Consider the following 12842-nt stretch of genomic DNA (forward strand, 5'->3'; position numbering starts at 1 on the left):
TCAGGTTGCGTTGACTAACGTAGAAAACGTCCCCTTTTGAGGCTGGTTTTATGAAACGCACTCTGACGCTCTTTTTATTCAGCCTGCTGTCGCTGGCTACCGTGCCGGCGCAGGCCGATATTATTGATGATGCCATCGGCAACATTCAGCAGGCGATCAACGATGCCTATAAGCCTGACAGCGGGCGGGACTACGAGGATTCGCGTGACGACAGGTGGCAGAACGACATGAGCGACGATCGCCGCAGGCAGTATGACGACCGTCGCCGTCAGTTTGAGGACAGACGTCGTCAACTGGATGAACGCCAGCGCCAGCTCGATCGCGAGCGCCGCCAACTGGAAGATGAAGAGCGTCGAATGGAAGAGGACGACGAACGTTAATCCACCACAATCTGCATTCCGTCATAGCCCGCTTCAAATCCGTCCGGGAGCGGGTTATCCATCAGCCAGACGTCGAACTGGTGGCTGATATGAGTGAGGATCACCTGCGGGCAGTGAATCACCTCATTGAGCGCCATCACCGTGGTTAAATCACCGTGGTTGCGCGGGGGTTCCGGACTCGGCGCATGGCTACAGTCGATGACGATAACCTGCGGCTGATTGTTGAGCAGAAAGGTGAGCGTTTTATCGGGCAGTCCGGCGGTGTCGGATAGCCACGCCACGCGGCTGTGCGCCGTCTCCAGAAGATAACCCAACGTCAGCTTTGAGTGATTCAGCGGCAGCGGTGTGACCTGTAATCCCTGTAACTCAAACACCACAAACGGCTCGACGGTGTAGCTAAAGTCCAGAATGCCGGGGTGCTTAAACAGATCGTCGCAACCCTGTTCGTCCGCCGGGCCGTACACCGGGATGGAGGCTCCAACGCCCCAGCGCAGCGGAAACAATCCCTGTACGTGGTCCATGTGATAGTGGGTGAGTAAAAACTGTCGGAAGCTACCCGCCGGCCAGTCGTCCATCAGGTGCGGTATGCCTGCATCCAGCAGCGTCACCGCATCGTTGAATTTGACCACGCCGCTACACGGGCGTCGGCAATACGGTTCCTGCAAACGCGCGCGACGACAGGCGGCGCAGTCGCAGCCATACGCCGGCACCCCTTGCGCGCCGCCCGTGCCGCTCAGCGTAATGGTCAGGCTCATCGTGACTCCCCTTGTCGTATCGTGCCGGATGGCGACGCGAGCGTCTTATCCGGGCTACGTACCTCACAATGCTTTTGTGAAGCGAAAATGGCTCTGTTCGTAGCCTTCGCGCAGATAAAAACGGTGGGCGTTATGACGCTTCACGCTGGTGGACAGCTCCGTCATCTCCGCTCCCGCCTCGCGGGCTTCCTGTTCCGCCCATGCCAACAACTGGCTGCCGATTTTCAGACTCCGCGCCTGCGGCATCACCACCAGCTCCTGAATCTCGCCAATCCAGTTGGCGTGATGTAAATGATACTGCAAATGCAGGCCAATCAACCCAACCGCCTCACCGTCAAGCAGCGCCAACTGATAGCGCAATCGGGCATCCTGCAAATTGGCGGTGAATCCGGCGCGAAAGGCCGGGTAATCAAACGTGGTTTGTTTCAGTTCGCAGATGAGCGCGTACACGGCCTCGGTGTCTTGTACCGTGGCGCGACGAAGTTCACAGGCAGACATGGCGTGGCTCCTTGCGTCCCATTAACGTTAACAGTGTATCGACGGACTGGCGCAAACTGCCGTCGTTATTCAACGTATGGCAGTCAAACGGGGCATAGCGGGCGGCGCGTTCGAGACGCGCGGCGATCTCCGTTTCGCTTTCCCGCCCGCGCGCCTGTAAACGCTGGCGCAAAATCGTGGGGGAGACCTGCAAACAGACCGGCAGCAGCGCCGTACCGTAGCGCGCCTGCGCCTGGGGAAGATGCGCCCGGGAGCCGTTGACCACTACGTCGAAGCCGCCGTTGAGCCAGAGATCGATCTCCACGCCGACGCCATAGTAAAAGCCGTTAGCATGCCAGCTTAGCGCCAGCAGGTTATGCCCGGCGCGGGTGAAAAACTCCTGTTCGCTCAGGGCAACATGATTCTCGCTCCCGGCGTTCGCCGCGCGGGTGATGTAACGATGCGCCACCAGCAGTTGCGCATGTTCCTGCTGACGGAGTGCCGTCAGCAAACTGTCCTTTCCGGAGCCGGACGGCCCCATCAGCCAGATCAGTTTTCCCATACTCAGAACACCCTCTTTCCCTGACGCCAGACGTGGTCGATGTGGATGTGATCGCCCTTGCGGTGTGCCAGTACCAGATCGGCGCGTTTCCCTTCGGCGATCGTGCCGCGATCGCTGAGACTGAGCGCCCGTGCCGGGTTGGCGGTGACCAGGCGGATCGCCTGCGGCAGGGTGAAGCGGTTGGCCGCGTCGTCCGCGACGCGAAACGCCGCATCCAGCAGGCTGGCAGGGTAGTAATCCGACGAGAGAATATCCAGCAGGCCCAACTCCGCCAGCGTATGCGCCGCGACGTTGCCGGAGTGAGAACCGCCGCGCACGATGTTCGGCGCGCCCATCAGCACGTTCATGCCGTGCTGGCGTGAGGCTTCTGCGGCTTCAAAGGTGGTGGGAAATTCGGCGATCACGCTGCCAAGCTGATGTGATTCAAGCACATGTCCGGCGGTGGCGTCATCGTGGCTCGCCAGCGCAATGTTGCGCTCACGGCACAACTGCGCGATGGCCGTCCGGTTGGGCTGTGACCAGCGTGCGGCAAGCTGAAGCTGTTCCTCTTCGTAACGCGCCATCTGTTCATCGGTCAGCGAATATTTGCCCTGATAATACTCACGGTACTTCTCGCGGTTGGCGAACTGGCGCTGGCCCGGCGAGTGATCCATCAGCGAAACCAGCGTGACCGGTTCACGACCCACCAGTTTCTCGAACAGCGGTAACGTGGTGTGGTGCGGCAGTTCGCAGCGCAGATGCAGGCGGTGTTCGGCGCGGTTCACCCCACGCTTTTGCGTCTCTTCCACGGCGTTGATCATCTTCTCCAGGTTTTCCAGGCGATCGCCGCCGTCGCGGACATCGCCAATCGCTACCGCGTCCAGCACGGTGGTGATACCGCTGGCGACCATCAGCGCGTCGTGGCTGCTCATCGCCGAATGGGCGGGCCAGTCCACCTTCGGGCGGGGGGTGAAGAATTTGTCGAGATTGTCGGTGTGAAGCTCAATCAGTCCCGGCAGCAGCCAGCCGCCTTCACCGTCCAGCGCCTGTGGCAAACGGCTCTGACTTTGCGCAAACGCGCGAATCACACCCTCCTGCATTTCCAGCGATCCCTGCACCACTTCATCTTCCAGCACCAGCTTTACATTGTTGATAATCATGGTGTTGTTCCCATCAGGTGCAAACGATCCGCTACGCGGTCGCGCACAGTTTGATCGTGAAAAATGCCGACAATGGCCGCGCCGCGCGCTTTTGCCTCTTCAATCAGCGCCACCACGGCGGCACTGTTTTTGGCATCGAGCGATGCGGTCGGTTCGTCGAGTAACAAAATCGGGTAATCGACGATAAAACCGCGCGCAATGTTGACGCGCTGTTGTTCACCGCCGGAAAAAGTTGACGGGGCAAGGTGCCACAGGCGTTCCGGCACGTTCAGACGCGTCAGCAGGTTTGCGGCTTTGGCGGCGCACGCCTCGCGCGGCACGCCGAGATCCAGCAGCGGCTGCATGACGACATCCAGCGTGCAGACGCGTGGGATCACCCGCAGAAACTGGCTCACCCAGCCTATCGTGGCGCGGCGTACTTCCAGCACTTTGCGCGCCGGGGCCTGCACCAGATCCACCCATTCGTCGCGATGGCGAATATGGATGTGTCCTTCATCGGGCAGGTAGTTGGCATACAGCGAACGGAGCAGTGTCGATTTCCCGCTGCCGGAATGGCCATGCAGCACGACGCATTCCCCGTTTTTTACCTCCAGCGAGGCGTTTTGCAGCACCGGCAGGCGCACGCCGTTTTGCTGATGGAGCACAAAAGTCTTGCTGACATTTTCTACGCGAATCATGTTGGCCTCTTCGTTCTTTTTGCCGGATGTCCGATCGCCGGATGACGGCTTTGCCTTATCCGGCCTACACATTTCGTAGCCGGATGGCGGCTTTACCTTATCCGGCCTACATGTTTCGTAGCCGGATGGCGGCTTTGCCTTATCCGGCCTACATGTTTCGTAGCCGGATGGCGGCTTTACCTTATCCGGCCTACATGTACCGTAGGTCGGGTAAGCGCGGTTCTGTAGGCCGGATAAGACGCGTTAGCGTCGTCATCCGGCACAGCAGCGACATCAATTCTGTAAAACTGACGACACCAGCAGTTGGGTATAAGGGTGGTGCGGATCGTCGAGCACGCGGTCGGTTAATCCACTTTCCACCACCTGACCCTGTTTCATCACCAGCAGACGGTCTGCCAGCAGGCGCGCCACGCCTAAATCGTGGGTGACAATCACCACTGCCAGATCCAGTTCCACCACCAGTCCACGCAGCAGGTCCAGTAGCTTCGCCTGTACGGAGACGTCCAGGCCGCCGGTCGGTTCATCCATAAACACCAGCTTCGGATGCGTGACGAGGTTGCGGGCGATCTGCAGACGTTGCTGCATGCCGCCGGAAAAGGTGGTCGGCAGGTCGTCGATACGTGAGGCCGGAATTTCGACCTCTTCCAGCCAGCGCTGAGCCGTGGCACGGATCTCGCCGTAGTGGCGCGCACCGGTCGCCATCAGGCGTTCGCCGATATTGCCGCCCGCAGAGACCTGACGACGTAGGCCGTCCAGCGGATGCTGATGCACCACGCCCCATTCGGTGCGCAGCAGGCGACGACGGTCGGCCTCGCTCATGGCGTACAGCGAACGGTTCTGGTACTGAATCTCGCCCGACTGCGGCGTCAGGCGTGAGGAAATGGATTTCAGCAGGGTGGTTTTACCTGAACCGGACTCCCCGACAATGCCCAGCACTTCGCCAGGCCACAGGTCAAAAGAGACCTCGCTGAAGCCTTTGCCCGGCGCGTAGAGATGGGTCAGGTGATTAACCGAAAGCAGCGGTTGCGTCATTGGCTGAGTGCCTCGCTCTGTTGGCGGCAGTAGTCGGTGTCGGAGCAGACAAACATCCGTTTGCCGGTGTCATCGAGCACCACTTCGTCAAGATAACTGTGTGTTGAACCGCAGATGGCGCAGGGCTCATCCCAGGTCTGCACGGTGAACGGATGATCGTCGAAGTCGAGGCTTTCCACGTGGGTATACGGCGGCACGGCGTAGATGCGTTTTTCGCGTCCCGCGCCAAACAGCTGGAGGGCGGGCATCATGTCCATTTTCGGGTTATCGAATTTCGGGATTGGCGACGGGTCCATCACATAGCGGCCATTCACCTTCACCGGGTAGGCGTAGGTGGTCGCGATGTGGCCGAAGCGGGCGATATCTTCATACAGTTTTACCTGCATGATCCCGTACTCCTCCAGCGCATGCATGGTGCGGGTTTCTGTTTCGCGCGGCTCGATAAAACGCAGCGGTTCGGGGATCGGCACCTGGAAGATGATGATCTGATCTTCCCCCAGCGGCGTTTCCGGGATCCGGTGACGGGTCTGGATAAGCGTGGCGTCTTCCGTGCGTTCGGTGGTATTAACGCCGGTGACGCGTTTGAAGAAGTTGCGGATCGATACGGCGTTGGTGGTGTCATCCGCGCCCTGATCGATGACTTTCAGCACATCCGGTTCGCCAATCACGCTGGCGGTAATCTGGATCCCGCCGGTTCCCCAGCCGTAGGGCATCGGCATTTCGCGACCACCGAACGGCACCTGATAGCCCGGGATCGCCACCGCTTTGAGGATCGCGCGGCGGATCATGCGTTTGGTCTGTTCATCCAGATAAGCAAAGTTGTAGCCGGAGAGGTTAGTGGTCACGGGCGGCCTCCTGTTGCAGGCGTTTGAGCAGTTCCAGCTCGGCCTGGAAATCGACGTAGTGGGGGAGTTTGAGGTGCGAAACAAAACCCGCCGCTTCGACGTTATCCGCATGCGCCAGCACGAACTCTTCGTCCTGTGCCGGTCCCGTGACCGTTTCATCGTAGTCGGGTGCCTGTAGGGCTCTGTCCACCAGCGCCATTGCCATCGCTTTGCGTTCGCTCATGCCGAACACCAGCCCGTAGCCGCGAGTAAAGTGGGGCGCGTCGTGTTCCGGGGCGACAAAGCCGTTGACCATTTCGCATTCGGTCATCAGCAGTTCGCCAACGTTGACCGCAAATCCCAGCTCTTCCGGCACCGTTTCCAGCGCAACGTAACCGCTGCGGATCTCGGCCGCGAACGGGTGATTGCGCCCGTAGCCGCGCTGGGTAGAGTAGGCCAGCGCCAGCAGATAGCCCTCATCGCCGCGCATCAACTGTTGCAGGCGCGAGGCGCGGGAGCAGGGATAAACCGGCGGCGTGCGGGTGATGTCATCCGGCGCGATGCCGTTATCTTCTTCGGGCTTCGCCAGCCCCTGATTCGCCAACAGCGAAAAGACGTGCGGGGCGGCTTCCTGTGTACTCTCTGCGGTCCGCAACGGTGGCGTTTCGCCATTCGCCAGCAGCGTAAAATCGAGCAGACGATGGGTGTAGTCATAGGTTGGCCCTAACAGCTGTCCACCCGGAATATCTTTATAGACGGCGGAGATACGGCGTTCCAGGCGCATTTCCGCGCTGTTCAGCGGCTCACTCACCGCCAGCTTCGCCAGCGTGGTGCGATAGGCGCGCAGCAGAAAGATGGCTTCGACGTTATCGCCGCTGGCCTGCTTGAGCGCCAGCGCCGCCAGTTCGCGATCGGCAATACCGCCTTCGGTCATTACCCTGTCGACAGCCAGATTCATCTGCTGTTCGATCTGCGCCACGCTCAGTTCGACAACTGCATCGTCGCCCCGGCGTCGGTGCTCCTGTAACGCATGGGCATTGGCTATTGCCTTCTCGCCCCCCTTGACGGCTACGTACATCAGCACACCTCCACATGGGTGGTTCGCGGAATGGCCAGCAGCCGTTCGCCGCAGGTGAGGATAAGATCGACGCCCAGCGGGAACGGATGCGGACGCTCGGTGAGTTCGTGAATCAGGCACTCTGGCAACTGCGGCGCAATCATCCGCTCTTCGGCGATCCCCGCGCCGGTCAGACGTAGCATCCGCCCGCCGCTCAGGCTGGAGACCTGCACGATCAGCGTGGCGCTGGATTCCGGCGCGACGGCAGAACCGGCGGAGAGGGCATTAAGCTGTTCGCTGCTGATCTGCTCGTCGGCCACGGCAAAGGTTGCCAGTTGCGGTTGTTCGACCATCGGCGCGTTGGTGTGAAAACGCAGGTTCTGGCTGGCGATGTCATTATTAAGCGCAGGCGACAGCCAGACCGGCGTATCGCCATCGACCAGCGTCAGCAGAACGCTGGTGGTCGCCAGATTCAACGGCTGCCAGCCGTGTTTCAGTTGATGCAGGGCAACAATCACCCCCGGTTCGCTCATCGCTTTCAGCAGGCGGCGAAAGCTTTGTTGGGCGTCCTGAACGGGCAGGGTAAAGGCGGTCTGTAGGGTCATTCGTTATCTCCGCGTACCAGCGTAAAGAAGTCGACCCGGCTGGCGTTGACTTCGGCGCGACGGGCGGTAATTTCCGCCTCGCGTTCTGCTTCCAGCGGGCTAATTAAGGTTTCCATCAGATTCTGGAAATGCGTCTGTTCCTGCAGTAAGGCGTCGATAACGGCGCACTGCTCGGCGTGATGTTTGTTGCGTCCCAGCAGGTAGCTGTAGCCCAGCGTGCCGCTTTTCAGGCGTACCACTGCGCGGGTCAGCGTGGTGTCTCCGGCAAAGAAGCGGTTGCCGGTGCCGCCTATGCGCGCCTGAATTTGCATCAGCCCGGTTTCCGGGGCGCGAATCAGCTCATATTCCGGTGCCAGCTTTAACGCCTGGAGCCGCGCATTCAGGGCATCGGCCTTACTGAAAGCCAGCGCGCGCATCCAGCGCTGGCGGGTGGCGGTATCGAAATGCATTCAGTGCTCCATAGTGAATTCGATCATGTCGGCGCGGGTCAGGCTGACGGAGTACTCCATCGCACGTTCTTCGCCTTCACGGTGGTTCAGGGTGCGCACGCAGAGCAGCGGCGCCATATTGGGGATTTCCAGGACCTTGCTCTCTTTCGCCTGCGCACGGCGGGCGCTGATGCGTGTCTGCGTGCGTTTGAGCGTGAGGCCGGACTGCTCGCGCAAGTAGTCGTGCAGCGAGCCGTGATTAAAGCCCTGCAGCAGCGGCCAGAGGGTGAGGTCGGAAAAGTAATGGTCAATCAGACACAGGGCAATGCCGTTCACCCGTCGCAGGGTGCGCAGGTGGATGACGTTAGTGCCCTCCTGCGTGCTGAGCGCATCGGCAACGTGACGGGAAGCCGGGCGCAGCACCGCCAGCAGTTTTTCGCTGGTGGGATGGCTTCCCTGATCCAACAGGTTTTGACTGAAGCGAGCCTGGGCGTTAAGCGGATAATCGAACGGGCGCATCAGCACCAGCACGCCAACGCCCTGACGACGCTGTACCCAGCCGCGCTCAACCAACTGGTCGATGGCGCGGCGCAGGGTGTGACGGTTAACCTCATAATGCGCGGCAAGCTGATGCTCGGCGGGCAGGTAATCGCCGCAGCGGTAGTGTTGGCGTAGCTCCTGCTCAAGTCTCGCGGCAATCTCCTGATAACGCGTCGGATAACTGGTCGGATGTGTAGACAAGTGCATAGCAATCAATGCCTCGCTAATCAGATAAAGTGCTTACGTAAACGCTGGGAGAGAAAATCCAGCAGGCTGACGGTGACGATGATCAACACCATCAGGGCGCAGGTTTGCTGGAACTGGAAACCGCGAATCGCTTCCCACAACGTGACGCCAATGCCGCCTGCGCCCACCATCCCCACTACGGTTGCCGAGCGGACGTTGGATTCAAAGCGGTACAGCGAGTAGGAGATCAGCAGCGGCATCACCTGGGGCAGCACGCCGTAAAGAATCTCTTCGATTTTGTTGGCACCGGTGGCGCGAATGCCTTCAACCGGACCGGGTTCAATGGCTTCCACCGCTTCGGACAACAGTTTGGAAAGTACGCCGGTGGTGTGGATAAACAGCGCCATGACGCCTGCAAAGGGACCGAGACCGACGGCGACCACAAACAGCATGGCAAACACCATTTCGTTGATGGCGCGGCAGGCGTCCATCGCCCTTCGCATCGGCTGGTAGATCCACCAGGGCACGAGGTTGTCGGCGCACATCAGGCCGAAGGGAATGGAGAGGATCACGGCCAGCGCGGTGCCCCAGACGGCGATTTGCAGGGTTACTGCCATTTCGCCGAGGTAGTCCCGCCACTGGCTGAAGTCCGGTGGGAAGAAATCGGCGGCGAAGGTCGCCATGTTGCCGGAGTCCTGAATCAGCGTGAGTGGGGCCATTTCGGCGCCTTTCCACGACACGACCAGCACGGCGAGCAGAATGGCCCAACTCACGAGCGAGAACCAGCTACGTTTCGGAGGTGGGACGGTGATGGTTTGCATGAAGTTCTCCGTGGTCTGTCATTGCCGGATGGCGCTGCGCTTATCCGGCCTACAGATGGAACGTAGGCCCGGTAAGCACAGCGCCACCGGGCAGAGCATTACTGCACCGCTTTGTTCACGCTGGTCATGGCGCTCAGCGCGGCGGTCAGACGGTCGAGATCGTCCAGTTGCGCTTTAATCGCGGAAGATTTACTGGTTTTCTCTTCAGCGTTCAGTCCTTTGTTGTCCTGCACGCTCTGCATCTCTTTAAACAGCGCGAGCTGGCGAATCGGTACCAGTTGCAGGTCGCTGGAGGCACGGAACGGAGCCCAGCCCAGACGTTCCAGCACGGTTTTTTCTTCCGCTGTTTTGCCGTAGTTCATGAAGAAGTCGTACACCTTGTCCTTGGTGGTTTCTGAGAGGTTCTTACGCCAGACGATCGGATCGCCCGGGATCAGCGGCGACTTCCAGATAACCTTCAGCGCTTTCAGCTTGTCCGGCGCGGAGGTTTTCAGCTTATCGAGGTTCTCGGTATTGTTAGTGGCGACATCCACTTGCTTGTTGGCGACGGCGAGGGCATTGGTTTCATGACCGGCGTTGACGGTGCGTTTGAAGTCGCTGGCGGCAATGTTGTTTTTGGCAAAGACGTAATAGCCCGGGACGAGATAACCGGAGGTGGAGTTGGGATCGCCGTTACCGAAGGTGAGATCTTTGCGTTTGGCGATCAGTTCGTCGAGGTTGTTGATCGGGCTGTCCTTGTTCACGATCAGCACGCTCCAGTAACCCGGAGATCCATCGGCGGCGACGGTCTGGGCGAAGACCTGGCCGTTGGCACGATCCACGGCTTCCATTGCCGAGAGGTTGCCGTACCAGGCGATATCGACTTTATTAAAGCGCATACCCTGGATGATCCCGGCGTAGTCCGGGGCGAAGAAGGCGTTCACTTTTACGCCCAGCGTCTTCTCCATATCCTTCAGGAACGGATCCCATTGGGGTTTGAGGTTTTGCTGTGATTCGGTCGAAATAATGCCAAAGTTCAGCGCTTTTTCCTGCTCTTCGGCAAAGGCGGGACTGAGCAGAGTACTGACGCTGAACATGCTGGTAAAGGCCAGCGCGGCTACCGTTTTATAGCTCATTTCCATTCCTCATATTGTTCCAGGCTGTTTCACCTGCCAGCCTGGGCTTTTTGAATTAAGCAGCCTGTGCGTTCGGTTCGACGCGGTTCATGCTGCGGTAGAGATGGTCAAATCGTTCGTTATCAAAGAGCTGGCTGCTGCCGTCATAGAAGACGTGTCCCTGACGCAGCGCGACAATGCGTTCGCAGTAGCGCAGGGCGTAATCCACCTGATGCAGCGTGACGACGACGGTAATGCCGTCGGTCTGGTTGATGTCGCGCAGGGTGTCCATCACGATGCGCGCCGATTCCGGGTCCAGTGAGGCAATCGGTTCGTCGGCGAGGATCACTTTGGCCTGTTGCATCAGCGCCCGGGCGATTGCCACACGCTGCTGCTGACCGCCGGAGAGCGTTGAGACGCGCTGGTGCGCAAAGTGCGCCATCCCGACGCGGGTCAGCGCCTGGAGCGCGCGCTGTTTCTGCTCTGCGCTAAACCAGCTAAAACAGGTGCGCCAGAACGGCGTACTGCCGAGCGCGCCAATCAGCACGTTCTCCAGCACCGTCAGGCGATTCACCAGATTGAACTGTTGGAAGATGTAACCGGTATGCGCGCGGCTCTTGCGGATATCGCGCGCCAGTCGGCCTTCATGCTGAACGGTGCGACCGAGCAGTTCGACGCGGCTGCCTGGCGATTTATCGCCGGTGATCAATCCGCTCAGATGACGTAAAAGGGTGGATTTGCCGGAGCCTGACGGCCCAAGCAGAGCCACCATCTCACCGGAACCTATGTTCAGATCAACCGCATGCAGCGCCTGATGCTGATTAAACGTTTTGGAGAGTTTCTCGACGCGAATGATCGTTTCCATGATGCGGCCTCTCTATAAAAAGTGGCCCCATCGTGGCGGATCAATATGACGTTTGGGTTAAGGGGACGTGACTTGCCGATGAAGAGTTAAGGTGAGTTTGATGACAAGACGGGAGGCACGCCTCCCGCTGTGTTACTCGGTTGGCTGGGGTTGTTTGACGACATTGATCATCCACGGTATGCCGTAGCGATCGCTGACTTTGCCAAAGCCATGTGCCCAGAAGGTTTCCTGCCAGTCTATTTCGATTTGACCCTCAGCGGCGAGATGGTCAAACCAGCGCTTCCCTTCATCGACATTTTGCGTGTCGAGGACCAGCGTGAATCCAGAATAGTGGGCGTTGTCCGATGAAATGGCATCACTCATCATGATGTCGCTATTGGCGATACGCAGGTTGGCATGGGCGATAGCGGTATCGGGGAATGTCATTGCGGACGGGCAACCGTCTTCGCTGTCCTGCGCCGATTTGGGCATTTCACCGAAGCTGATTTTATAAAGGAGTTCTGCACCCAACGTCTTTTGATAATACGCGATGGCGTCAGCACAGTTTCCGGCAAAAGAGATGTAGGGACTTAACGGCATAATCTTTACCTCAGGTAAGAGAAGCCACTTAAGTGTAGTTACCCCGGGCCCGGTAAGCGAAGCGCCACCGGGCAATTAAAATCAGTTCTTTTTCACGAACTCTGATTTCAGTTTCATCGGGCCAAATCCATCAATTTTGCAATCGATGTTGTGGTCGCCTTCCACCAGACGAATGTTTTTTACTTTCGTACCGATTTTCAGCATCGAGGAGCTGCCTTTCACTTTCAGATCCTTCACCACGGTGACGCTGTCGCCGTCAGCCAGCAGATTACCGTTGGCATCTTTCACAATCAGCGAATCGTCTTCATGCGCCGATTCCGCATCGTTCCATTCGTGGGCACATTCCGGGCAGATGTACATGCCGTTATCTTCGTAAGTGTATTCGGAGTTGCATTGTGGGCAGTGGGGTAATGACATGTCGATTTCCTCAAAAGTCAGCAAGGGCAAAAGCGCCCAAAAAATGGCAGATTGCCGAAAAAGGACGCAATTATACACAAAATCCTTAACGTTGTCGGGACTACTCTGTTTTTAACGTAAATGCCGAACTGTGACCGTAACCGGACGGCCAGACCAAAAAATCGAGGTAATATTTTTAAGGGAAATTGCTACCGTTTGTTATTTGAGATAAGGTGGCGAGAAATATCCTAAATAATTGGCTGGGCGATTTTCAGTCTGGGTTCTTTCAGCGCTTTACCCCTTATTTTTGGTAGGTGAAATTAACCTAAACTGGTCTGGTTTTTTATAAAACTGAACTACGCTTTTTTACTTCTTTACGTCACTGAGCGTCATTCAAAAGACAGTAATTAAAATAATAATTTCAA

The 12842-nt window shown here is 58.3% G+C and carries 17 protein-coding genes; 1 reads left to right on the top strand and 16 read right to left on the bottom strand.

Annotated features, from left to right (window positions below):
• The first annotated feature begins 50 nt into the window (after positions 1 to 50).
• Positions 51 to 380 carry a DDRRRQL repeat protein YjdP gene (gene yjdP / locus ACERJC_RS20470; protein ID WP_373672376.1) on the top strand — a complete coding sequence of 110 codons (330 nt, stop codon included), beginning with the start codon at positions 51 to 53 and terminating at the stop codon, positions 378 to 380.
• On the opposite strand, the gene phnP is transcribed toward yjdP, so the two are convergent.
• From phnP to ACERJC_RS20550, 16 genes are all read right to left on the bottom strand, one after another.
• A complete protein-coding gene (gene phnP, locus ACERJC_RS20475; protein ID WP_373672377.1) occupies positions 377 to 1135 on the bottom strand; it encodes a phosphonate metabolism protein PhnP in 759 nt (252 codons plus the stop codon). The genes yjdP and phnP overlap by 4 nt on opposite strands.
• Before the next feature lie 63 nt (positions 1136 to 1198).
• The gene (phnO, locus tag ACERJC_RS20480) at positions 1199 to 1633 is read right to left on the bottom strand and encodes an aminoalkylphosphonate N-acetyltransferase (protein ID WP_373672378.1); all 435 of its coding nucleotides are present in this window, start codon (positions 1631 to 1633) and stop codon (positions 1199 to 1201) included.
• On the bottom strand, positions 1620 to 2174 hold the full coding sequence (phnN, locus tag ACERJC_RS20485) for a ribose 1,5-bisphosphokinase (RefSeq protein ID WP_286631403.1): 555 nt from the start codon (positions 2172 to 2174) through the stop codon (positions 1620 to 1622). Before phnN ends, phnO begins: the two co-directional genes overlap by 14 nt.
• A 2-nt stretch (positions 2175 to 2176) precedes the next feature.
• The gene (gene phnM, locus ACERJC_RS20490; RefSeq protein ID WP_286631404.1) at positions 2177 to 3313 is read right to left on the bottom strand and encodes an alpha-D-ribose 1-methylphosphonate 5-triphosphate diphosphatase; all 1137 of its coding nucleotides are present in this window, start codon (positions 3311 to 3313) and stop codon (positions 2177 to 2179) included.
• Positions 3310 to 3990 (bottom strand): phosphonate C-P lyase system protein PhnL, encoded by a 681-nt coding sequence (gene phnL / locus ACERJC_RS20495; protein WP_371895942.1) that lies wholly within the window; start codon positions 3988 to 3990, stop codon positions 3310 to 3312. Before phnL ends, phnM begins: the two co-directional genes overlap by 4 nt.
• 273 nt (positions 3991 to 4263) lie before the next feature.
• On the bottom strand, positions 4264 to 5022 hold the full coding sequence (gene phnK, locus ACERJC_RS20500; RefSeq protein WP_373672379.1) for a phosphonate C-P lyase system protein PhnK: 759 nt from the start codon (positions 5020 to 5022) through the stop codon (positions 4264 to 4266).
• The gene (gene phnJ / locus ACERJC_RS20505; protein WP_373672420.1) at positions 5019 to 5810 is read right to left on the bottom strand and encodes an alpha-D-ribose 1-methylphosphonate 5-phosphate C-P-lyase PhnJ; all 792 of its coding nucleotides are present in this window, start codon (positions 5808 to 5810) and stop codon (positions 5019 to 5021) included. Before phnJ ends, phnK begins: the two co-directional genes overlap by 4 nt.
• Positions 5811 to 5856: 46 nt before the next feature.
• Complete coding sequence (locus tag ACERJC_RS20510) at positions 5857 to 6924, bottom strand: carbon-phosphorus lyase complex subunit (RefSeq protein WP_286631406.1); 1068 nt, start codon at positions 6922 to 6924, stop codon at positions 5857 to 5859.
• Positions 6924 to 7508, bottom strand: coding sequence for a phosphonate C-P lyase system protein PhnH (gene phnH / locus ACERJC_RS20515; protein WP_152401503.1), 585 nt, complete (start codon positions 7506 to 7508; stop codon positions 6924 to 6926). Before phnH ends, ACERJC_RS20510 begins: the two co-directional genes overlap by 1 nt.
• A complete protein-coding gene (gene phnG, locus ACERJC_RS20520; protein WP_373672380.1) occupies positions 7505 to 7957 on the bottom strand; it encodes a phosphonate C-P lyase system protein PhnG in 453 nt (150 codons plus the stop codon). The genes phnH and phnG overlap by 4 nt, the downstream gene beginning before the upstream one ends.
• Positions 7958 to 8683 (bottom strand): phosphonate metabolism transcriptional regulator PhnF, encoded by a 726-nt coding sequence (gene phnF, locus ACERJC_RS20525; RefSeq protein WP_152401507.1) that lies wholly within the window; start codon positions 8681 to 8683, stop codon positions 7958 to 7960.
• Positions 8684 to 8703: 20 nt separating this feature from the next.
• Positions 8704 to 9483, bottom strand: coding sequence for a phosphonate ABC transporter, permease protein PhnE (gene phnE, locus ACERJC_RS20530; RefSeq protein ID WP_152401509.1), 780 nt, complete (start codon positions 9481 to 9483; stop codon positions 8704 to 8706).
• 98 nt (positions 9484 to 9581) lie between these two features.
• Positions 9582 to 10598 (bottom strand): phosphonate ABC transporter substrate-binding protein, encoded by a 1017-nt coding sequence (gene phnD, locus ACERJC_RS20535; RefSeq protein WP_373672381.1) that lies wholly within the window; start codon positions 10596 to 10598, stop codon positions 9582 to 9584.
• A 55-nt stretch (positions 10599 to 10653) separates the two neighbouring features.
• Complete coding sequence (gene phnC, locus ACERJC_RS20540; RefSeq protein ID WP_286631410.1) at positions 10654 to 11442, bottom strand: phosphonate ABC transporter ATP-binding protein; 789 nt, start codon at positions 11440 to 11442, stop codon at positions 10654 to 10656.
• A 132-nt stretch (positions 11443 to 11574) separates the two neighbouring features.
• Positions 11575 to 12021, bottom strand: a complete 447-nt coding sequence (gene yjdN / locus ACERJC_RS20545) for a VOC family metalloprotein YjdN (protein WP_373672382.1) — start codon at positions 12019 to 12021, stop codon at positions 11575 to 11577.
• Between the two features lie 81 nt (positions 12022 to 12102).
• Positions 12103 to 12438 carry a zinc ribbon domain-containing protein YjdM gene (locus ACERJC_RS20550; RefSeq protein WP_042321205.1) on the bottom strand — a complete coding sequence of 112 codons (336 nt, stop codon included), beginning with the start codon at positions 12436 to 12438 and terminating at the stop codon, positions 12103 to 12105.
• Between the last annotated feature and the right edge of the window lie 404 nt (positions 12439 to 12842).

Origin of the sequence: Citrobacter telavivensis, assembly GCF_041807075.1 — a bacterium.
Taxonomy (GTDB): Bacteria; Pseudomonadota; Gammaproteobacteria; order Enterobacterales; family Enterobacteriaceae; genus Citrobacter_A; species Citrobacter_A telavivensis.

Bases quoted from the DNA above. Each gene is read 5' to 3' on its own strand.
- phnG (WP_373672380.1), bottom strand. From the start codon at position 7,957: ATGCATTTCGATACCGCCACCCGCCAGCGCTGGATGCGCGCGCTGGCT.
- phnM (WP_286631404.1), bottom strand. From the start codon at position 3,313: ATGATTATCAACAATGTAAAGCTGGTGCTGGAAGATGAAGTGGTGCAG.
- ACERJC_RS20510 (WP_286631406.1), bottom strand. From the start codon at position 6,924: ATGTACGTAGCCGTCAAGGGGGGCGAGAAGGCAATAGCCAATGCCCAT.
- yjdP (WP_373672376.1), top strand. From the start codon at position 51: ATGAAACGCACTCTGACGCTCTTTTTATTCAGCCTGCTGTCGCTGGCT.
- phnO (WP_373672378.1), bottom strand. From the start codon at position 1,633: ATGTCTGCCTGTGAACTTCGTCGCGCCACGGTACAAGACACCGAGGCC.
- phnL (WP_371895942.1), bottom strand. From the start codon at position 3,990: ATGATTCGCGTAGAAAATGTCAGCAAGACTTTTGTGCTCCATCAGCAA.
- phnP (WP_373672377.1), bottom strand. From the start codon at position 1,135: ATGAGCCTGACCATTACGCTGAGCGGCACGGGCGGCGCGCAAGGGGTG.
- phnF (WP_152401507.1), bottom strand. From the start codon at position 8,683: ATGCACTTGTCTACACATCCGACCAGTTATCCGACGCGTTATCAGGAG.
- phnE (WP_152401509.1), bottom strand. From the start codon at position 9,483: ATGCAAACCATCACCGTCCCACCTCCGAAACGTAGCTGGTTCTCGCTC.
- phnD (WP_373672381.1), bottom strand. From the start codon at position 10,598: ATGAGCTATAAAACGGTAGCCGCGCTGGCCTTTACCAGCATGTTCAGC.
- phnH (WP_152401503.1), bottom strand. From the start codon at position 7,508: ATGACCCTACAGACCGCCTTTACCCTGCCCGTTCAGGACGCCCAACAA.
- phnJ (WP_373672420.1), bottom strand. From the start codon at position 5,810: ATGATCCGCCGCGCGATCCTCAAAGCGGTGGCGATCCCGGGCTATCAG.
- phnN (WP_286631403.1), bottom strand. From the start codon at position 2,174: ATGGGAAAACTGATCTGGCTGATGGGGCCGTCCGGCTCCGGAAAGGAC.
- phnC (WP_286631410.1), bottom strand. From the start codon at position 11,442: ATGGAAACGATCATTCGCGTCGAGAAACTCTCCAAAACGTTTAATCAG.
- phnK (WP_373672379.1), bottom strand. From the start codon at position 5,022: ATGACGCAACCGCTGCTTTCGGTTAATCACCTGACCCATCTCTACGCG.
- yjdN (WP_373672382.1), bottom strand. From the start codon at position 12,021: ATGCCGTTAAGTCCCTACATCTCTTTTGCCGGAAACTGTGCTGACGCC.
- ACERJC_RS20550 (WP_042321205.1), bottom strand. From the start codon at position 12,438: ATGTCATTACCCCACTGCCCACAATGCAACTCCGAATACACTTACGAA.